Source organism: Streptomyces sp. NPDC022910 (genome assembly GCF_055561075.1).
This window is the reverse complement of the sequence record NZ_JBVHHL010000006.1, coordinates 179,495-199,305: the sequence shown is the minus strand read 5'-3', so window position 1 is coordinate 199,305 and position 19,811 is coordinate 179,495. Positions and strand designations below refer to the sequence as shown.

Here is a 19,811-nt window from a genome sequence, read left to right as displayed (position 1 = left end):
CCGATACGGCGGCGCGCACGAATGCCCGCCCGCCGCGCACTGCCTCCCATCCGGACTTTAACCGTCGGTCCAGGAATTCCACCTGGTCAACCGGCCGCTGGAAGCGACCGGGTCGCGGACTATAACCGCCGGTTCGGACTTTCACCGACCCCGGAGTGCGCTGCTTCTGGTACAGCCTCAGTGTGCCACGCCTGATCGACGGCCATGCGGGTGAACCGCTGTGGGGTGGCTCACATGTTCACATACTGGACTTCTCCGACCGCCCGCGCAGGGAGTGACACAACTGCGACCAGGGACAACACCCGGCGCTCCAGCGGCATTTGAGGATTGGTCCATACCTATTGACCGCTCTGGTCTAGTCCTCTTAGGGTCGGCGGTCTCGGTGCGGTTCGCCGTCCGCGGGCGGCCCGGCGGCGGTGACGGAGGCCCTTGCCCCGCCGCCGGGCCTCCACCACGCCGTCTGCGAAGCTGACGGCGTGACGAGGACCGCCGACGAGTTCGAGTGCCACCGTCCGGGCTTGTTCGGCCTTGCCTACCGGATGCTGGGTTCCGCCGAGGAGGCGGAGGACACCGTGCAGGACGCGTATCTGCGCTGGAGCGGAACCGACCGGGATGCCGTGGAACGGCCGGAAGCCTGGCTCGCGAAGGTGGTCACCAACCTCTGCCTCAGCCGGCTCACCTCGGCCCGTGCCCGACGCGAGCACTACCCCGGCCCCTGGCTGCCGGAGCCCGTGGTGACGTCGGACGGCACGCTCGGCCCCCTGGAGTCGGTCGAGCAACGCGACGCCGTGTCGGTCGCCCTGCTGGTCCTCCTGGAGCGGCTCACCCCGGCCGAGCGGGCGGTGTACGTGCTCCGGGAGGCGTTCGCCTACGCCCACCGCGAGATCGCAGAGGTGCTGAGCCTGAGCGAGGCCAACTGCCGTCAGCTCCATCACAGGGCGGTGCGACGACTGGCCGCGCCCGGGACGCGGTTCGAGGCGGCACCCGAGCGGCAGGTCCGGCTCTTGGACTCGTTCCTCACCGCGGCCCGTGAGGGTGATCTGGCCGCCCTGGAGAAGCTGCTCGCGGCCGACGTGACCTGCTCGAGCGACGGCGGAGGCAAGGTCACCGCGGCACGGCGGCCGATCGAGGGGCGCGAGAAGGTGCTCCGTTTCCTGGCGGGCGCGTTCGAAGGCTTCGCCGCGCAGGTCGACTTCACGGTCGAGGAGATCAACGGGGCGCCCGGTCTCGTGACCCGGGACGGCGGACGGGTCGTCGGGGTCGTCGCCTTCGAGGTCCAGGACGGGCTCCTCGCACGGATCCGGGCGGTGGTGAACCCGGACAAGCTCGAGTTCGTGGGGCGGCAGCTCGCGCACTCCTGAGTTCTGTCACATTCCGCGGGGCTGTCAGGTCGTACCGGGTGAAGGGCGTTCCACCAGGGAGCGCCCGGCGTCCGAAGGGGCTGAACAGCATGACCACGATCCTGGTGACCGGCGGCACCGGAACCCTCGGCCGGCTCGTCGCCGAGCGGCTGCGGACGGACGGACACGAGGTACGCATACTGTCCCGGCACGCGCAGCCGTATGCCGTCGATCTGATCCGGGGCGGAAGCGGCCTGGACGCGGCCGTCGCGGGTGTGGACACGATCGTGCACTGTGCGAGCACCCCGCGGGGAGGTGACGAGAAGGCGGCCGCCCATCTGATCGCCGCGGCGCGCCGGGCGGGGGTGGGGCACATGGTCTACATCTCGATCGTCGGCGTCGACCGTGTACCGCTCGGCTATTACCGGGCCAAGCTCGCCGTTGAACAGCTGATCGAGGAGTCGGGGCTCGGCTGGACGGTTCTGCGCACGACGCAGTTCCACGACCTGCTTGCGCAGCTGCTGCAGGCGCTGTCGAAGCCGCCTGTCGTGCTGCTGCCGGCCGGGGTCGAGGATCAGCCCATCGAGGTCGCGGAGGTGGCGGCCCGGCTGGCCGAGCTGGCGCAGGGCGCGCCCGCGGGGCGGGTCGAGGACATGGGCGGTCCCCAGGTGCGGACGTTCGCGTCACTGGCCCGCGCTTATCTCAAGGTGACGGGCCGGCGGCGGGCGGTGGCGAGCGTGCCGCTGCCGGGCAAGGCGTACCGCGGGTTCCGTGACGGCGATCATCTCGCACCGGAGCGAGCGGTGGGCAAGGGGACGTTCGAGGATTACCTGGCGAGCCGGTTCGGCGACGGGGGACGCGGCTGATCCCGCGGTGCGTCCGCCTACCGCTCCGCAGGCGCGTACAGCTCGTCCTGGGCGCCGTCCCGGGCGGTCAGCAGCGCGCCGCGCAGCACGGCGCCGCCGCCCAAGGTGCTCGCGCGCACCTCGGTGGCCAGCGGTGACATGCGCGCGAGCCGCTCCGCGACGCGTGCGGCGAGTACGTCCCCGCCCGCCCGCCCGACCTCACCGCCGAGCACCACGCACCCGGGGTCGAGGATGGCAGCGACCGAGGCGGCACCGATGGCGAGACGGTCGGCGAGGGCATCGAGAAAGGCCCCGGCCGGCGCGGTTGCGGCAGCGCCGGGTCGCGCACCCGACGACGCCTTCGGGCGCCACGGGGGTGCCCCCGCGGGAGCTCGTTCGAGCGCGGGGGAGGCGGCGGGCACGTCGGCCTCCGCGTCGAGAACCGTCCGCCCTCCCTCGCTCCCGGCGACCGCCGCCACGGCCGCGCGCACGAGTGCGGCCGCCTGTGGCTCGTTCCCTGTCGCGTCGGCGAACAGGCCGTAGTGGCCCGCCAGTTCGGCGATGCCTCCCGCGCCCGCAAGGGAGTGGAAGCCGCCCTCGCAGTCCGTCGCCGATGGCAGGGTCGCGGTGCCCGGCACCGGCAGGAAGCCGATCTCGCCGGTGCCACCCGAGGCGCCGCGGCGCAGCGCGCCTTCCAGCACCACGGCCGCGCCCGTGCCGTGACCCAGCCACAGCAGCACGAAGGTGTCACGATCGCGGGCCGCGCCCTCGCGCTGCTCGGCCAGGGCGGCGAGGTTGGTCTCGTTCTCCACGATCACGCGTGCGGGCAGGCGCTCCTGGAGAGCGGCGACCAGGCGCCGGTGCCACTCCGGCAGCCCGGTGGAGTCGCGGAGTTCGCCGGTGGCGGGGTCGATGAGTCCGGGCGCGCCGATCCCGACCGTGTGCAGCCTTCTCCGCGCTCGAACAGGCTCCCGCGGGGGCACCCCCATGGCCCCAGCCTCCTCTGCGGCGCGCTCCACCAGCGCCACCGCCTGCTCGACCGCGGGTCCCGTTCCCGTGTCGCCGCCGATGGGCACCGACGCCTCGGCGAGGACTCCGCCGAGCAGATCGGAGACGAGGACGGAGACGCCCTCGGTGCGCACGTCGAGCGCCGCCAGATGGGCACGGTCGGCGACGATCCCGTACAGCCGCGCGTTCGGACCGCGCCGCTGCTCGCCCGACTCCCCCACCACCGCGATCAGTCCGCCCGCGGTCAGCCGTTCCACTAGGTCGGCCACCGTGGGCCGGGACAGTCCGGTGAGCTGCTTCAACTGCCCTGCCGTCAAAGGGCCTTCCTGCTGCAGCAGGCGCAGGGCGAGCCGGTCGTTGATGGCCCGGGCGGTGCTCGGGGATGCGGGCATGCCGGGATCCTCCCAGATCGGCGGAGCCGCTCACGGGGCGGCCGCCCTCCCTATCCATCAGGAAGGGTTCCTGATAGTTTACGGGACCCAGCGGGACGGACACAGCCGGGGAGGGGCGGAGAATGAGCGAGATGGTCGAAGGGGGCTTTCAGTCACGCGAGGTGAGGCGCGCCCGGTACGCCGTGGCCGCGGTGTTCGCCGTGCACGGCGCCGTCACAGGCTCGTTCGCGACCCGTGTGCCGTGGATCCAGGACCACGCGTCGGTCAGCGCCGGCCAGCTCGGGTTCGCCCTGGCCTTCACGGCCTTCGGCGCTTCCTGCTCCATGCCGCTGGCCGGCCGGATCAGCCACCGCTTCGGCAGCCGCACTGCCCTGCGCGGGCTGATCGCGCTGTGGACCCTCTCCCTCGTCCTGCCGTCCCTCGCGCCCAACCTGTACACGCTGTGCCTGGCGATGTTCGTCTACGGGGCGAGCGCGGGCATGTCCGACGTCGCGATGAACGCGTTGGGCGTCGAGGTCGAGCGCCTCCTCGGCAAGTCGATCATGTCCGGTCTGCACGGCATGTGGAGCGCCGGAGCCCTGATCGGCTCGGCGGCCGGTACGCTCGCCGCGCACCTCGGTGCCGACGCACGCCTGCACCACGCACTCGCGGCGGCCGCCCTCACGCTCCTCGGCGTACTGGCCTGTGGCTGGGTGCTCGATCTGCAGCCCGCCGAGGACGAGGAGCCGCCGCCCCGGTTCGCGCTGCCGCCGAAGTCGGCGCTGCTGATCGGCGCGGTCGGCTTCTGCGCGGTGTTCGCGGAGGGCGCGAGCCTGGACTGGTCGGCGGTCTATCTGCGCGACCAGCTCGACGCGTCGGCGGGTCTGGCGGCGGCGTCGACGACGGGCTTCATGCTGACCATGGCGGTCGCCCGGATCGCGGGGGACGCGGTGGTGAACCGCTTCGGCGCGGTCCGCACCGTCCGCGCGGGCGGGGTCCTCGCCGTGCTCGGTGGACTGCTCATCGTCGTCGCCGGCCATCCGGCGGTGGCGATGGGCGGGTTCGCACTGATGGGTCTCGGCATCGCGGTCGTCGTACCGCTGTGCTTCGCGGCGGCGGGCCGCAGCGGCCCCAACCCCAGTCAGGCCATCGCGGGCGTCGCGACCATCACGTACACCTCTGGGCTGATCGCGCCGAGCGTGCTCGGCGGGCTGGCGCAGGCGACCAGCCTGGTCGTGTCCTTCTGCCTGGTGACGGTTCTGGCGTGCGGGCTCGCCGGGTTCGCCGGCGTGCTGCGCGCGGGGGAGCGCGACCGCCCGAAGGTCAGTCCGCCGAGCGCAGCAGTTCCCGACCCGCGGTCCTGAACCGCTCGCTCCACGACGTCGGGCGCAGGGTCGCGGCATCGAGCCGGACCAGGACCCGGGTGCCGCGCGCGTACGTCATCGCTCCGTCGGCCGAGCAGAACCGGAATCCGTAGGTCAGGCCGGTGTTCCCGAGCCGCTCCAGCCACAGGTGCACGGCGTACGCGCCCGGCTTGTTCACCGGGGCGTCGTAGGTGATCCGCAGCTCCTTGACGGCGTTGCAGAAGTCGCCCGCCGCCTCCCAGTCGCCCTCGAAGCCGAAACCCCGCTCGTGCCACAGGGTGGTCCAGGCGCGCTCGACCATGACCGGGTAGCGGGCGTTGTGGAGCAGCCCGAGCGCGTCCAGGTCGTCGAAGTGGACGGCGACGGGGATCAGCCGGCCGTACGACAGGACGGGCGCGGCCTGGGTTTCGGCGGTCACGGGCGGGGCTCCTCGATTGGGCCTGGTGAGGCGCTCGCGACACTGCGGCGCTGGAGACACCCATGGTAAGCGGTCGCTCAGCCCGCCCCGCCCGCGGGTCAGCCGGCGATCGAGTCCAGCTGCTCGGCGGCGGGCCGCAGCGGCCACAGGTCGCCGCCCGGAGGCGCCTCCAGCAGGCGTACCGCCTTCTGGGCCCGCGCGTCTCCCGCGTCCGCCGCCGCGTGCACCACGTCGGTGGCCGCGTAACGGTGGAACTCCAGCTCCGGGTACGCCCAGGGCGTGGCGCCGGTGGCGGCGGGCAGCAGATAGTCGACCGCCTTGAAGAGGCTCTGGCCGTCCGGCCCCTGGTACGACCACAGGTCCACGCCGACGTGGCGGCCGATGGCCGCGAGCCGTGTGTACGCCACCAGGTCGAAGGTCGAGTAGTGCCAGCTGCGGGTCCGGGCGAGCTCCTGCGGCTGGCTGCCGTCCGCGGCGATCTGCGGATCGATGCGTTCGGCGCGCGCGTCCAGGACCGTCTGCCGGGCGAGGTCCACCTCGCCGGTCGCGTACGCCAGGGCGGCGAGCTGCATGTCGTAGAAGGTGCCGTGATTGTTCCTGGCGGCGCCCTCCTCCTTGCCGAAGGCGCTGTCCGTCATCCAGGTTCGGAACGCGATGTTCCAGTCGCGCATCCCGGTTCGGTCCGCCCTGGACCAGCCGGGTGCGCCGGTGTCCAGGATGGCGATCGCGTCGAGGACGCTGGTGTAGGACTGCGAGAAGTCGATGATGCCGATGGCGCGGCCGTCGTACTTGCAGGGGATGAACTGGCCGTGGTTCAGGTTCGGGTTCATCTTCGTCGCCGGGTCGAGGAACCAGGTGCGCAGGACCTGCGCTGCCTTCTCGGCGTACTGCTTCCTCCCGGTGTAGTACCAGGCGAGGGAGAGGTCGTACGTGGAGTCGAAGACCTTCTCCACGTCCTGGCGGTCGGTGCCGGTGTCGACCTCCGGGTTGCGCTCTCCGTCGCGCTGCACGTACGGGCAGCCCCAGGGGTTGTCGGCGGTCTTCGGCTGGCTGGGCCACCAGTACGGGGCCTGGCTGAGGTAGTCGTGGACGTCCCCGCCCGGTGCGGGCTTCGGCTTGTCGACGACCGTCCAGGGTCCCTGATCCAGCCAGGTGTCGGCACGCTTGGTCAGGTCCCCCAGCGCGCTGCGCAGCCGGGTGTCACCGTGGTCGAGCCGGACTCTGGTCTGCTGCAGCCGGGTGCCGTCGAGGACGGCGGTTCTTGGGACCTTCGCTGCCGCGTGGGCGGAGGCGGTGGGTACGCCGAGGGCCGCGACGGCCACGAAGGCGGTCGCGGCGGCGAGGAGAGCCGCCAGGCGGGGGCGTGCACTCATCAAGGCTCCGATCATGTGTGTGAACGCAGTTCATGAGTGGGACCGTGTGAGCGTAGGACCGCCTGGTGCCCGTGACAATGGTTCGGACAGGTCTTCAGGTACAGAGAAAGAGAAGCTTCACCATGGATCTCGGCGTGCGCTGGAAGCTGCACGGTGACGGGCGCACGCCCGCGCCCGGAGCGGTCGTCCGCCCCGACGAACGACTCTCCTGGCCCCGCACGGTCGGGCTGGGCGCCCAGCACGTCGTCGCCATGTTCGGGGCGAGTTTTGTGGCACCCGTGCTGATGGGTCTCGACCCCAATCTCGCGATCATGATGTCGGGCGTCGCGACCGTGATCTTCCTGCTGGCGACCCGCGGCCGGGTGCCCAGCTACCTCGGCTGCTCGCTCTCCTTCGTGGGCGTCGCCGCGGTGATCAGGGCGCAGGGCGGCACCAGCGCGACGGTGACCGGCGCGGTGTTCGTGGTGGGTGTCGTGCTGTTCCTCGTGGGCCTCGCGGTCCAGCGGTTCGGGGCACGGATCATCCACGCGGCCATGCCGCCGATCGTGACCGGTGCGGTCGTCATGCTGATCGGGTTCAACCTCGCGCCGGTGACCGCGTCGACGTACTGGCCCCAGGACCAGTGGACCGCGCTGCTGGTGATGCTGTTCACGGGTCTTGCCGTGGTGTGCCTGCGCGGCTTCTGGTCACGCATCGCGATCTTCCTCGGGCTGGTCTTCGGCTACGGGATCTCCTGGGCCTTCGACCGGATCTTCGGAAAGATCCACTCGGTGGGCGCGAGTGGAAAGCCCACCGACCACTGGCGCCTCGACCTGTCGGGCGTCGGCAAGGCGGACTGGATCGGCCTGCCTCACTTCCACGGTCCGTCCTTCCAGTGGTCCGCGGTGCTGGTCGCCCTCCCCGTGGTGATCGCGCTGGTCGCGGAGAACGCGGGACACGTCAAGGCGGTCGGCGAGATGACCGGCGACCCGCTCGACGACGAGCTGGGCACGGCCATCTCCGCCGACGGTGTCGCTTCCATGCTCTCGACCGCGGTGGGCGGCCCGCCCAACACGACCTACTCCGAGAACATCGGCGTGATGGCGGCCACACGCGTCTACTCGACCGCCGCCTACTGGGCCGCGGCCGGCTTCGCCCTCCTCTTCGGCGTCTGCCCCAAGTTCGGTGCGATCGTGGCCGCGATCCCCGGCGGCGTGCTCGGCGGCATCACCGTCATCCTGTACGGCATGATCGGCCTGCTCGGCGCGCAGATCTGGATCAACTCCAAGGTGGACCTGCGTAATCCGCTGAACCTGGTACCGGCCGCGGCGGGGATCATCATCGGAGTCGGCAATGTCACCCTGAAGTTCACCGACCACTTCTCGCTCAGCGGTATCGCGCTGGGCACGCTGGTCGTCATCACCGGCTACCACGCGCTGCGGGCGATGGCTCCCGCTCACCTCAAGACTCAGGAACCGCTGCTGGACTCGGGCACGTCCTCGTACGACGAAGAAGTCGATGAGCAGGGCGACGCCGGGGCAGCCCGCGACGCGGCTCGGCGGGCCGGCTCGTAGGCGTACTCGGCACCTCGGCGCGCCGGTTCGTACGCGTATCGTCGAAGGGCAGCAGGCCGACCGCTTCGTCTCGCCGACACGCGCGGGCCGTGTTCTGGCCGTCGGCGGGGGCGCCGTCGCCGTTGCGGCTGGTGTCGATGACGGCACCGAGGCCGGCCGGTCCACCGAGGTCGGTGAGCACCTCGCGGGCGTAGGCGACCTCGTCCCGAGTGCACCGGAAGTCGCAGACGTCGGTGAAGACGCCCTCGGAGGCGTCGATCCACGCGCCGTACGCGGCGAGATCGGGCGCGCCGACCGGCTATGCCCCGCCGCAGTCGCGGTCCGGGATGGCGTACGGCACCACAACCGGGACGCGGCGGCCGACGTGACGGCCCGCACGCGGACGGTGATGGCCCCTGGCGAGAAGTCGGCGAACCGGACGGCCGCCGGGCGTTCGGCGACGCGGGACTCGAAGACGGCGCACCTCAGATCGTCGGGATGGGCGGCGACCCGGTCGAAGACCTGGGAGTCGGGTGACGGTGTGGACGGCGCGGCGGACGGTACAGCGGGCAGCGGCTGCCAGGCGGTCGTACGGGTCACGGCCACAGTGACCCGACCGGCGCCGGCCGTGGTCGAGCGCCGTCGGCGCCCCCGCCTCCAGGCCCGCTGCGACCATCACGGTGGCCACCGGACGCGCAAGCCCGTCGCGTGCCGCTCCCCCCTGTCCCCCGCCTGGACCACCGGTGGGTTCCCCCGTTCCGGGGAAGCCCGCGGGCCGGTGGCGCTGCGGTGAGCCCAGGCCTGCAACTCTGCCTCCATGGTGCGGTTGGAGCAGTTCTCGACCGAAGTCGACACGGTCGTCTCACGCATGCGCGCGCTCGACGAAGCCTGGCCGGAGCACGACGGCGTCGCGGTCTTCAACCGCGTCTACCTCGCCGTCACGGAGGAGGTCGACCGCCGTGTGGACGCCGGGGACTTCCCGGACAGGCGGGCCGCGATCGCGCTGGACGTCCGGTTCGCCGAGCGGTACCTGTCCGTCGCCGAGGAGGGGCCGGTGCCCGCCTGCTGGCGACCGCTGTTCCAGTTCCGGCGCCATCCGGGCGTCCGGCCGCTGCAGTTCGCGCTCGCGGGCATCAATGCACACATCGGGCACGACCTCGCGCTCGCTGTCGTGGACGCATGCCGTGCGCTGGGCTGCGAACCGGCCGATCTGGAGGATGAGTTCTGTCGTGTGGGCGACATCCTCGCCTCGCTGGAGGAGTGCATCCGCGAGGATCTGATGCCCGGTCCCGATCTGCTGCAGATCGCCGACCCGCTCACGCATCTGCTCGGCGCATGGAGCCTCGAGCAGGCGCGCGAGGCCGCCTGGTCGGCTGCCTGCGCCCTGTGGGCGCTGCGGGAGCTTCCGGAGCTGACCGAGGAGTTCGCGCGACGGCTGGACGCGGCGGTGGGATTCGCGAACCGGATGCTGCTCACGCCGCTTCCGGACTGATCCGGCCATCCGCGCCTGTCGCGGCTGGAAGTGCCGTGTGGCCGTTGTACGTTGAACCGGCGGCACATCCATTGCGAAGGAGCAACAGGTATGGCGACCCGGCTCGGGCTCGGACTCCCTCAGAGCAAGCAGTACGACATCGGGCGGGACGTGCCCGCCGTGGCACGCGCCGCCGAGGAGATGGGCTACGAGAGCCTGTGGGTGTACGAGCGGGCCCTGTTCCCCGTGGCGAGCTCCCAGGGCCTGTACGGCATCGAGGGACTGCCGTGGCCCGACAGTTACCGCGGGGTGGCCGAGCCCCTGGTGACACTGACACTCGCCGCCGCGGCCACTCATCGCGCCAGGCTCGGCACCAGCGTGCTGGTGGCGCCCCTGCACGTGCCCTTCCAACTCGCGAAGGCGCTCGCGTCACTGGACTCGGCCGCCGGCGGCCGGGTCGTGGCTGGCCTGGGCACGGGCTGGTCCCTCGACGAGTACGCGGCGGCCGCGGTCCGCCCGTTCGAGGAGCGCGGCAAGGCCCTGGACGAGGTGATCGACGTCTGCCGCGCGGTGTGGGGCCCGGACCCGGTCTCCTACGAGGGCAGGATCACGAAGATCTCCTCGGCGGTGGTCGCCCCCAAGCCCGCCCGGCCGATCCCGATCCTGCTGGCCGCGAGCAACAAGACGGCCCAGCGGCGGCTCGTCGACAAGGCCGACGGCTGGATCCCGGTGGGCCTGGGCGCCGAGACACTGGCCACGCAGTGGCGTGAGTTGCAGGACCTAGCCGCCGAGCGGGGGCGCGTCACGCCGCTCCAGACCGTGCTGCGCACCAACCTCGCGTATTCGGCCAAGCCGTACGACGGCCCGGACCGAGCTCCCTTCCAGGGGAACGTCGACCAGATCGTGGAGGACCTGGCGGCCCACGCCGAGGTCGGCCCCGATGAGATCTTGATCGACCTGCAGGGCTCGACACGGGACGCGGAGGAACTGAAGGACGTGGCCGCAGAGCTGTACACGGCGGCACGGACGGCCGGCGTCTGACCGCCACACGGCGGCACGGACGGGCCGGTATCTCAAGGCCGCGGGCGGCCGGGTTCCGGACCGCGGGCGGCCGGGTTCCGGACCGCAGGCGGCCCGGAACCAGCCTGACGCACCGCGCACGCGGGAGCCTGTCATCAGGCCGGCGCACGGCAGGCACAGGCGAACCGGAATCGGGCCGCCACACCCCGGGGCGGCCCGAAGACGGGCAGCACACCCTGGACACCGGCGACCCCGAAGACGGCCACCGCACCCCGGGCACGAGCGGCCCGAAGACGGGCACCACTCCCCTAACACCCGCGACCCCGAAAACGACCACCACACACCGGACACCGGGGGACCCGAAGACAGGCAGCACACCCCTCACCGGCAACCCCGAAAACGGCCCCCCTGGACACCGGCAACCTCGAAAACCGGTCGGCACACCCCGGCCACAGGCAGCCCCGAAACCCGGTCGGCACAGGGGTCGGCAGACCCGGACGCGCGCGGACCGGAAGCCCACCCGCACACCCGGACGCGGGCGGCCCGGGATGCGGACGGCCGTCTCTCCGAACCGTCCCGGCTCAGTCCTCCGGCAGTTCCACCGGCGCGATCTCGTCGTAGACGTCGCCGGGGCCGGGGTTGGCCGGGTCGGTCGCGCCGCCGAAGTGATGCATGACGCCCCACACGGCGTTGAGCGCGGTCTGCACGGCGCCCTCCGCCCAGCCGGCCGTCCAGGAGATGTCGTCACCGGCGAGGAAGATGCCCCGCTTGTCGGCGGGCAGCCGGTCCTGCACGAAGTGCGTGAACAGACGCCGCTGGTAGCGGTAGTGGCCGGGCAGGTTCGCCTTGAACGCGCCCATGAAGTAGGGCTCGTTCTCCCAGGAGACCGTCACCGGGTTGCCGATGATGTGCTTCCTGATGTCCACGTTCGGGTAGATCTCGCCGAGCGACTTGAGCATGACCTCCATCCGCTCGTTCGCCGACAGCGGCAGCCACTTCAGGCTGTCGTCGCACCAGGTGTACGACAGGCAGATGACGGCGGGCTTGTCCGGGCCGTCGTCCAGCAGGTAGGTGCCCCGGGTCATCCGGTCGGTGAGCGTCATCGACATCACGTCACGGCCGGTCGGATTTCCTCTGTCATCGACGGCCTTGTCCAGCCAGAACGGCCGGTCCACGGGCACGAAGAGCTTGCTCGACTCCATGTAGTGCGTGCGCTCGATCGCCGTCCAGTGGTCGATCGGGAACAGCGCGTCGTCGCAGGCGATCTTGGACAGCAGCATCCAGGACTGGGCGGTGAAGATCGCCGCCTGGTACGTGCGGATGTCGCCGTTCGCGTCGGTGACGGTGATCCCGTTGCCCGCGGTGCGGTGCAGACGGGTCACGGCGGGGCGGGGCTCGCCGCCCTCGTGCAGGGACTTCAGGGACGTCCCGTAGGGCCAGTGCACGATCTTCTGCGGCTCACGCTCCCACAGGCGCAGCGGAAGCTGCTGGGAGCCGCCGACGATGCCGCGGTGGTGGTCGTCGGCCTCGGTGTAGACGACCCGCAGGATCTCCAGGATGGAGTTGGGGAAGTCGGTGTCCCAGCCGCCCGTGCCGAAGCCGACCTGGCCGAAGATCTCGCGGTGCCGGAAGGACTTGAAGGCCTCGGAGTCGCAGAGGAAACCGTAGAAGGTCTGGTTGTCGAGCTTCTCGACGAGCTTCGACCACATCTCGCGGATGCGCGGCACGTCGCGCTCGCGCATGGCGCGGTTCATGTCGGAGAAGTCGGCGCCCTCCTCCAGGCAGGCGTTCCACGCGTTCGCCACGTCGCGGTAGACCTGCGGGAGGTCGTCGAGCGTCTCGGCGTAGTGGGACTCGCCCTTCAGGTCGACGACGGTGGACGGGGTCGCCTCGGCCAGCGGGTTGGGGAACGGCCTGGTCTCAAGGCCCACCAGGTCGATGTAGTGCTGCAGCGCCGTGGAGGACGGCGGGAAGCGCATGGCGCCCATCTCGGCGGTCAGGGAGGGGTCGCAGCCCTCGAAGCCCACGGTGCGCAGCCGGCCGCCGATCCGGTCCGCCTCGTAGACGACGGGCCTGAGGCCCATCTTCATCAGCTCGTACGCGGCCACGATGCCGGACAGGCCGCCGCCGATGACCGCGACCTCGGTACCGTGCTCGGTCGCGGGTATCTGGCCGAGACCCGCCGGGTGGGCGAGGAAGTCGTCGTACGCGTACGGGAAGTCCGGGCCGAACATGGTGATCGGCGGCTGCTGCTCGTCTGCGTGCTCGACGGCGTTGGGCACCGTGGACGTCATGGGGTACGGACTCCTTGCGCGGAAAGAACTCAGGGGAGGGCTGGGGGTCAGACGAGGGACCCGTAGAGGCCGGGTCGGCGGTCCTTGAGGTACGGGTTCGCTTCGCGGGACGCGGCGAGGTGGGCGGGGTCGACGTCGGCGAGCAGGAGCTCCTCCACACGTCCCGCGCGGGCACGGGCGATCCCGTCGGGTCCGGCGAGAGTGGACAGGCCGACGAACTCGAACTCCTCTTCCTGACCCACGCGGTTGACGTACGCGACGTACATCTGGTTTTCGAAGGCCCGCACCGGGACGAGGGACTCGGCGACGAACTGGAAGGGATGCATCTGGGCCGTCGGGACCACGAGGAGGTCGGTGCCGGCCAGGGCGTGGGCGCGGACGTTCTCCGGGAACTCGACGTCGTAGCAGATCATCAGACCGACCCGGAGGCCGTTCAGCTCGGCCTGGACGACGGGCCGGTCGCCCGGGGTGAAGTGGTCGCGCTCGAAGCAGCCGAAGAGATGGGTCTTGCGGTAGTTCACGAGGCGGGTGCCGTCGGCGGAGACGAGCTGCGCGGAGTTGAAGACGGTCTCGTCGTCCCGCTCCGGGTAGCCGTAGGCGATCGCCAGACCGTGCTTCGAGCTGATCTCGGCGACGGCGTCCGCGGAGTCCCCGTCGGCCGGCTCGGCGAGCCGGGCGACGGCGTCGCCGATCGCGTACCCGGTGAGGAACATCTCCGGCGCGACCAGCAGCCCGGCACCCGCGGCGGCGGCACGGCCCGCGGCCTCGTCGAGAACCTGGAGGTTCTCGACGACCGAGCCGGGGCGTCCGGAGCTCTGGAGCAGGGCTGTGCGCATGCGTGTTCTCCACCGGTACCGAAGGGGGTTGGGGGCCAGTTAGACGGTACGGTCGGCGCCCCGGGCCGGACAAGGAGGAGCCGTTGCGCGCCGGTGAACGGATCGTTGCGTCCGCCGGGGGTCGGGCGGCGATTCGTTGCGTGTCATCCTGTGCGCCACCGGGGACCTGAGGCGCAGGTCACAGCGTTGCGGCTCTACAGCTCCCGCAGCCGCTCCACGATCTCCTGCAGCAGCTGCGGGTCGGCCGCATGTCCGCCCCGCGGCGGCCGCCGCGGGGCGGACATGCGCCCCTGAGATGACACGCCGCGACGCAATGGTTGCCTGCAGTAACACCGGCCTCGCCCGTCTCACCACGGCGGCGGTCAGTCCGCGCGGTGCAGGGCGAACGTGGTGACCACCGCGGCGTGGTCCGACGGCCAGTCATTGCCGAAGACGTCGGGCCAGGGGCGTGGGGTGCCGGTGACGTACGTCCGGGAGTCGAGCACCGCGAGACCCCGGTGCAGGATGTAGTCGATCCGGTCCTGCGGTTCGGGACGTCCGCTGCCGTCCTCGTGCACGGGGTGGATCGGCGACCAGGTGTGACCCGGGTCGTTGGCCACATCCGGGTGGGTGTCGCGGTAGGAGTCGCGCAGGCCCGCCTCCTCGGCCGCCTTCGTCACCGGCCACGCGACGTCCGGCCGGTCCAGGTGCGAGGGGCAGTTGAAGTCGCCCACGAGCACGACCGGAACACCGGCGTCGGCCGACGTGTCGATCCGCCGCAGCGTGTCCCGCATCTGTGCGAGCCGCACCTCCTCGTGGGCGATCAGCTCGGCCGAGGGCAGGCCGTCGAAGACCGATTCGTAGGGCCCGTACGGCGTGTAGTCGAGGTGTGCCGTCCAGATGTCGACCTCGCGTCCCGGGCCGACGCGGAGACGGACGCCCGCCGCCCCGTAGAACCCGACATCCGGATCGCCGAAGCGGGCGGTGATCGGGTACCGGCTGATGACGCCGAGGTTCTCGCCCGCGCGGTGGTGGTACCAGCCGAGCGCCTCGGCCAGCTCCTCGGCAGCGGTACCGCCCGTCTCCTGCAGACCCACGACGTCGGCCCCGGTCTCCAGGACGGCCTTGAGCTGCTTGGCCCGATGGTCGTCGACCCTGCTGCCGCCGAGCCAGAGGTTCCAGCTCATCACACGGAGTTCGTACGGCAGCAGGGACCGCAGCCGATCGGGTGTGACCTCCTCCAGGCTCGCCAGCACGGTCCGCCCCGGGGCCGCGCCGATCGGCGCGAGAGACGGCACGGCGAGCACGGCACAGCCCGCGGCCTCGGCGGAGGTGACTCCGGTCTGGGTGTCCTCGACGGCCACGCAGCCCACGGGGTCGACGCCGAGCGCACGGCAGGCGGCGAGGTAGGGGTCCGGTGCCGGCTTGGTGCGCTCGGTCTCGTCGGCGGTGACGGAGACGGCGAAGCGTCCGGGACCGAGCGCTTCGAGGACCGTGTCGGCGACGGCGCGGGGGGAGGCGGTCACCAGCGCGGTGGGGATGCCGTCACGGGCGAGGGCGTCGAGCAGGTCGAGCGCGCCGGGGCGGGGCACGATGCCGCCGCGGACGCGGTCCGCGAACTCACGGTGCAGTGCGGCGGCCAGGTCCACGGCCGATGCGCCGGTGAGGCCGGCCAGCCAGCCGGCCGTGTGCTCGACGGGACGGCCGAGCACCTCCGGCTGGTCCTCCTCACCCAGCGGTCGGCCCAGTGCGGCCGCGACCCGCTCCACCGCCTCCCACCACAGCCGCTCGGTGTCGACGAGCGTGCCGTCCATGTCGAAAAGGACGGCCTGGAGGGGCAGTTGAGTCACGGTTTCCTCTTTCATGTGTGTGGGGGGGACGGGGAGCAATGGCCGATCAGCGGGCGGCGACCAGCACCGGACGCTCCGGCAGCGTCACCGTCACCACGGCACCGGCACCCAGTGCGCCGGCCTCGTGCGCCGGCAGGTCGGCCTTCACCTCGGTGGCGTCGGCGAGGCGTACGGTCAGCCGGACCGTGGCGCCGAGGAACGCCGTGGCGACCACACGCGCGTCCCCTGTGTCGTTCGCGGCCACCCGGACCGCCTCGGGCCGCGCCAGCACGTCCACCTCGGTCGCGGCAGGCGCGTCCCCGTCGACGGGCAGTCGCTGCCCGAGCACCTCGACGACGCCCGAGGAGAGCCGTCCCGGGATCCGGCTCATCGTGCCGACGAACTCGGCGACGAAGGCCGTGGCCGGGCGGCCGTACAGCTCGGCGGGAGCCGCGCACTGCTCGAGCTTCCCGGCGCGCATCACCGCCACCCGGTCCGCCATGGACAGCGCCTCCTCCTGGTCGTGCGTGACGAACAGGGTGGTGATGCCGAGTTCCTGCTGGAGCCGGCGGATCTCCTCGCGCAGCGTGAGCCGCACCTTGGCGTCGAGCGCGGAGAGCGGCTCGTCCAGCAGCAGGACGCGCGGGCGCAGAGCGAGCGCGCGGGCCAGCGCGACACGCTGCTGCTGGCCGCCGGAGAGCTGGTGCGGGAACCGGCCCCCCTTGTCGCCCAGACCCACCAGGTCGAGCAACTCGGCTGCCCGGGCACGCCGTTCGGCGGTGCGCACCTTGCGCATCCGCAGCCCGAACGCCACGTTGTCGAGCGCGCTGAGGTGCGGGAAGAGGCTGTAGGACTGGAAGACCATCCCGGCGTCGCGGCGGTGGGCCGGGACGCGGGTGACGTCCTCGCCGTCGACGAGCACCTCGCCGGAGTCGGGGTGCTCGAACCCGGCGAGCATGCGAAGGGCGGTGGTCTTGCCGCACCCGGACGGGCCGAGCAGTGCGAGGAGTTCCCCGGGCCGCACGGTCAGGTCGAGTCCGTCCAGGGCGACGGTCGGGCCGAACTCCCGGCGCAGACCGTTGAATTCGACAGTCGCGGCGTTTTCGCGCGTCACAGCCTTGTCGAGCGTCATCTGGATCATCCCTTGGCGGCGGTACGGGAGCGCCCGCCGAAGACGGCGAGCGAAAGGAGGAGGGCCCAGGTGACGAGCAGGCTGAGCACGGAGACGGCGACGGACAGCTGGGCCTGGGAGCCGCCGACGCTGTAGATCCACACGGCGAACGGTGTGAAGCCCAGCAGCTGGGCGACGGTGAACTCGCCGAGGACCAGCGCCAGGGTGAGGAAGGAGGCGTTCAGCAGCGCCCCGCGAAGGTTGGGCAGTACCGCCTGGACCAGGGCCTGCGGCCAGCTCGCCCCGCAGCTGCGTGCGGCCTCGACGAGGGTGCGCACGTCGATGGCGCGCAACCCCGCGTCCAGGGCCCGGTACACGAACGGCAGCGCCATCACGACGTAGGCGAGGACGAGCACGAACGGGAAGCTGGGGTTCTGGATCGCCACGAACGTCTGGAACAGCGGCGTGCGGGAGAGGTACTCGGGCCCCCACTTGAGGACCGTGGCGATCCCCGCGACGAACGCGATCGGCGGTACGACCAGCGGCAGGGAGCAGACCACCTCGACGACCGGCCGCAGCCGGGGCGCCCCGAGCCGCAGCGCGACCATGGCGGGCACCATCAGCAGCAGGACCAGAACGATCGTGGCGACGGCGAGCTCCAGCGACAGGAGCAGGCTGGAGCCGAAGCCGGCGGTGGAGACGATCTGGCTGTAGGCGTCGAAGGTGACGCCCTGGCCGGGAACGTCCACCGTGAAGATCACGGATGCGGCGAGCGGGACCAGGAAGTACAGGCCGGCGCAGGCCAGGACGGCCCAGCGCCACAGGTTCAGGCGAGCCATCGCGCACTCCGTCGTTGCAGGGGCAGGTACACGGCCATGACCAGGCCCGCGACGAGGACCATGTCGAGGCTGAGGGCGAGAGCCACGTTCTCCTGGCCGACCAGGACGTTGCCGGAGACGGCGTCGGCGATCTGCAGGGTGACCAGGGGCACGGCACTGCCCACCATGGCCGCGGCGGTGGCGTACGCGGCGAAGGCGCTGCCGAAGAGCAGGACGAGTCCGCCGAGCAGTGAGGGCAGCAGCACGGGCAGGGCGACGTGGCGCCAGTACTGGAAGGCCGTGGCGCCGCTGTTCTGGGCGGCCTCGCGCCACTGGGTGCGCAGTCCGTCGAGGGCGGGGGTGATGGTGAGGACCATCAGCGGGATCAGGAAGTACAGGTAGACGATCACCAGACCCCAGAAGCTGTACAGGTTCCAGCCCTTGTCGGTCAGGCCCAGATGGCGGGTGAGGACGCCGGAGTTGCCGAGCGTGGCGACGAAGGCGAACGCCAGCGGGACGCCACCGAAGTTCGCGAGCACCCCGGAGGCGGTGAGGACGGCCTCGCGCAGCGCGCGGAACCGGGAGGTCACCACGACCTGGGCGAACAGCAGGCCGAGCACGGTGCCGACGGTGGCGGAGACGGCCGACAGCTTGACGCTGCCGACCAGGGCGGTGAGGTAGGCGCCGTGCAGAGAGGTGGTCAGATTGGCCGCGCTGTACGAGGTGGCGCCCGTGGTCGGATCCTTGACCGTGAAGGCGCCGTTCAGCATGGCGAGGGCGGGGATCCCGAAGGCGATCGCCGTGAACGCGAGCAGCGGGACGACGGCGAGCGCGCCGGAGGCGCGGCGCCGCCGCTGCTGCGGAGCAGCGGCGGGCGCCACCTCGGCCTCGGTGACGACGGCGGTCATCCGGAGACGGCCTTCCCCCAGCCCTGCGCGATGACCGTCTTGGCCTTGCTCTGCTGGGCTTCGGTCGGGAAGGACGGCGTGCCGGAGACCGCGGGAAGCTTCGCCGCGGCGGTCTTGTCGAGCGTGCCGGCCTTCTCCATGGCCGTCATCAGGGCCGGGCGGGCGTACCCCTTGAGCCAGAGGTTCTGGCCCTCGGTGCTGTAGAGGTACTCCTGCCACAGACGGGCGGCCGCCGGGTGCGGGGCGTCCTTGTTGATGGCCTGCGAGTAGAACTGGGCGTACTTGCCGTCGGTGGGGATGGCGACCTTCCAGTCCAGGCCCTTGGACTTGAACTCGTCGGCGTACCCGGCGTTCAGGTAGTCCCAGTCGATGCTGATCGGGGTCTCGCCCTTCTCGACGGTGGCCGGGGTCGACTCGACAGGCGTGTAGTTGCCGTTCTTCTTCAGCTTGGCGAAGAAGTCGAGACCGGGCTGGATGTCGTCGAAGGAGCCGCCGTTCGCGAGCGCGGCAGCGTAGACACCGCCGAAGGCCGAACCGGACTTGGTCGGGTTGCCGTTGAGCGCAACCTGACCCTTGTACTGCGGCTTGAGGAGGTCCTTGAAGGTGGTCGGGCACACCTTGACGCGCTTGGCATCGCAGCCGATGGAGACATAGCCGCCGTAGTCGTTGTACCAGCGCGCCTGCGGGTCCTTCTGGGCGGTGGGGATGTCGGCGTAGGTGGCCACCTTGTACGGGGCGAGCAGCCCCTGCTGGGCGGCGCTGAGCGCGAAGGAGCTGCCCAGGTCGAGAACGTCGGGGGCGCGGTCCTGGCCCTTGCGCGAGGTCACGGCGGTGATCTCGTCCTGGCTCGAGCCGTCCGGGTTCTCGACGTCGATCTTGATGCCGTACTTCTTCTGGAAGCCGTCGATCAGGGCGCCGTAGTTGGCCCAGTCGCGGGGCAGGGCGATCGCGTGCAGCGTGCCCTCCTTCTTGGCCGCCTTGACCAGGGCGTCGAGGCCGCCGAAGTCCGCGGCCGAGGTCGCGGTGGCCGCGCTCTTGCCGTCCGCGGTGGTCGACGCGTTGTCGGGGGCCGCGCCACAGGCGCTGAGGGCGAGTGCGGCGACGACGAGGCCACCGGTGAGGACGGCGGTCCTCGGCAGGAACACGGTCACGGGTCTCTCCAGGAGTACGCACGAAGACTCGGGTTAGACGGAGAACTTGTCTGAACAAGTTGACCCAAGTACGCCCGACGCCGGTGTCCTGTTCGTAAACAATGACGAAACTCTGAGCCCTACTTGCCTGCACATTCCCCGGC

At 71.4% G+C, this 19,811-nt stretch carries 16 protein-coding genes, 1 pseudogene and 1 riboswitch; of the genes and pseudogenes, 6 read left to right on the top strand and 11 right to left on the bottom strand.

Features of this window, described 5'->3' with window-relative positions:
* Nucleotides 1–32: 32 nt before the first annotated feature.
* A riboswitch (FMN riboswitch) is annotated at nt 33–163 on the bottom strand.
* Nucleotides 164–476: 313 nt separating this feature from the next.
* Nucleotides 477–1,361: an RNA polymerase sigma-70 factor gene (locus tag ACZ3TS_RS08705; RefSeq protein WP_467614985.1), complete on the top strand. Its 885-nt coding sequence runs from the start codon at nt 477–479 to the stop codon at nt 1,359–1,361.
* An 89-nt stretch (nt 1,362–1,450) separates the two neighbouring features.
* Nucleotides 1,451–2,206, top strand: a complete 756-nt coding sequence (locus tag ACZ3TS_RS08700) for an SDR family oxidoreductase (RefSeq protein ID WP_467614983.1) — start codon at nt 1,451–1,453, stop codon at nt 2,204–2,206.
* Between the two features lie 17 nt (nt 2,207–2,223).
* Here ACZ3TS_RS08700 and ACZ3TS_RS08695 read toward each other — a convergent pair whose 3' ends face one another.
* Nucleotides 2,224–3,585, bottom strand: a complete 1,362-nt coding sequence (locus ACZ3TS_RS08695; RefSeq protein WP_467614980.1) for an ROK family transcriptional regulator — start codon at nt 3,583–3,585, stop codon at nt 2,224–2,226.
* 122 nt (nt 3,586–3,707) lie between these two features.
* Between ACZ3TS_RS08695 and ACZ3TS_RS08690 the strand changes: the two genes are divergently transcribed.
* Complete coding sequence (locus tag ACZ3TS_RS08690; RefSeq protein ID WP_467614978.1) at nt 3,708–4,928, top strand: MFS transporter; 1,221 nt, start codon at nt 3,708–3,710, stop codon at nt 4,926–4,928.
* Here ACZ3TS_RS08690 and ACZ3TS_RS08685 read toward each other — a convergent pair.
* Nucleotides 4,888–5,346 carry an acyl-CoA thioesterase gene (locus ACZ3TS_RS08685; RefSeq protein ID WP_467614975.1) on the bottom strand — a complete coding sequence of 153 codons (459 nt, stop codon included), beginning with the start codon at nt 5,344–5,346 and terminating at the stop codon, nt 4,888–4,890. The two genes, ACZ3TS_RS08690 and ACZ3TS_RS08685, sit on opposite strands and share 41 nt — an antisense overlap.
* 98 nt (nt 5,347–5,444) lie before the next feature.
* Nucleotides 5,445–6,719: an alginate lyase family protein gene (locus tag ACZ3TS_RS08680; protein ID WP_467614973.1), complete on the bottom strand. Its 1,275-nt coding sequence runs from the start codon at nt 6,717–6,719 to the stop codon at nt 5,445–5,447.
* A 122-nt stretch (nt 6,720–6,841) separates the two neighbouring features.
* On the opposite strand from ACZ3TS_RS08680, the gene ACZ3TS_RS08675 reads away from it, so the two are divergent.
* The gene (locus ACZ3TS_RS08675) at nt 6,842–8,272 is read left to right on the top strand and encodes a uracil-xanthine permease family protein (protein ID WP_467614971.1); all 1,431 of its coding nucleotides are present in this window, start codon (nt 6,842–6,844) and stop codon (nt 8,270–8,272) included.
* Between the two features lie 94 nt (nt 8,273–8,366).
* Here the strand turns inward: ACZ3TS_RS08675 and ACZ3TS_RS08670 are convergent.
* A pseudogene (locus ACZ3TS_RS08670) lies at nt 8,367–8,927 on the bottom strand (hypothetical protein); the annotation flags it as partial.
* 141 nt (nt 8,928–9,068) lie between these two features.
* On the opposite strand from ACZ3TS_RS08670, the gene ACZ3TS_RS08665 reads away from it, so the two are divergent.
* Nucleotides 9,069–9,743, top strand: a complete 675-nt coding sequence (locus tag ACZ3TS_RS08665) for a DUF5995 family protein (RefSeq protein WP_467614969.1) — start codon at nt 9,069–9,071, stop codon at nt 9,741–9,743.
* Nucleotides 9,744–9,833: 90 nt separating this feature from the next.
* Nucleotides 9,834–10,763 carry an LLM class F420-dependent oxidoreductase gene (locus ACZ3TS_RS08660; RefSeq protein WP_467614967.1) on the top strand — a complete coding sequence of 310 codons (930 nt, stop codon included), beginning with the start codon at nt 9,834–9,836 and terminating at the stop codon, nt 10,761–10,763.
* A 560-nt stretch (nt 10,764–11,323) separates the two neighbouring features.
* On the opposite strand, the gene ACZ3TS_RS08655 is transcribed toward ACZ3TS_RS08660, so the two are convergent.
* The 7 genes from ACZ3TS_RS08655 to ACZ3TS_RS08625 all read right to left on the bottom strand — a co-directional run bounded on the left by ACZ3TS_RS08655 (nt 11,324) and on the right by ACZ3TS_RS08625 (nt 19,668).
* A complete protein-coding gene (locus ACZ3TS_RS08655) occupies nt 11,324–13,036 on the bottom strand; it encodes a flavin monoamine oxidase family protein (RefSeq protein WP_467614965.1) in 1,713 nt (570 codons plus the stop codon).
* Nucleotides 13,037–13,083: 47 nt separating this feature from the next.
* A complete protein-coding gene (locus tag ACZ3TS_RS08650) occupies nt 13,084–13,872 on the bottom strand; it encodes a carbon-nitrogen hydrolase family protein (protein ID WP_467614963.1) in 789 nt (262 codons plus the stop codon).
* 362 nt (nt 13,873–14,234) lie between these two features.
* The gene (locus tag ACZ3TS_RS08645; RefSeq protein WP_467614960.1) at nt 14,235–15,701 is read right to left on the bottom strand and encodes an HAD-IA family hydrolase; all 1,467 of its coding nucleotides are present in this window, start codon (nt 15,699–15,701) and stop codon (nt 14,235–14,237) included.
* A gap of 46 nt (nt 15,702–15,747) precedes the next feature.
* Nucleotides 15,748–16,821, bottom strand: a complete 1,074-nt coding sequence (locus ACZ3TS_RS08640; protein WP_467614958.1) for an ABC transporter ATP-binding protein — start codon at nt 16,819–16,821, stop codon at nt 15,748–15,750.
* Complete coding sequence (locus ACZ3TS_RS08635; RefSeq protein ID WP_467614955.1) at nt 16,818–17,630, bottom strand: ABC transporter permease; 813 nt, start codon at nt 17,628–17,630, stop codon at nt 16,818–16,820. Before ACZ3TS_RS08635 ends, ACZ3TS_RS08640 begins: the two co-directional genes overlap by 4 nt.
* Nucleotides 17,618–18,517: an ABC transporter permease gene (locus tag ACZ3TS_RS08630; protein WP_467614952.1), complete on the bottom strand. Its 900-nt coding sequence runs from the start codon at nt 18,515–18,517 to the stop codon at nt 17,618–17,620. The genes ACZ3TS_RS08635 and ACZ3TS_RS08630 overlap by 13 nt, the downstream gene beginning before the upstream one ends.
* Entirely contained in the window at nt 18,514–19,668 is a 1,155-nt protein-coding gene (locus ACZ3TS_RS08625) for an ABC transporter substrate-binding protein (RefSeq protein ID WP_467614949.1), read from the bottom strand. The genes ACZ3TS_RS08630 and ACZ3TS_RS08625 overlap by 4 nt, the downstream gene beginning before the upstream one ends.
* Between the last annotated feature and the right edge of the window lie 143 nt (nt 19,669–19,811).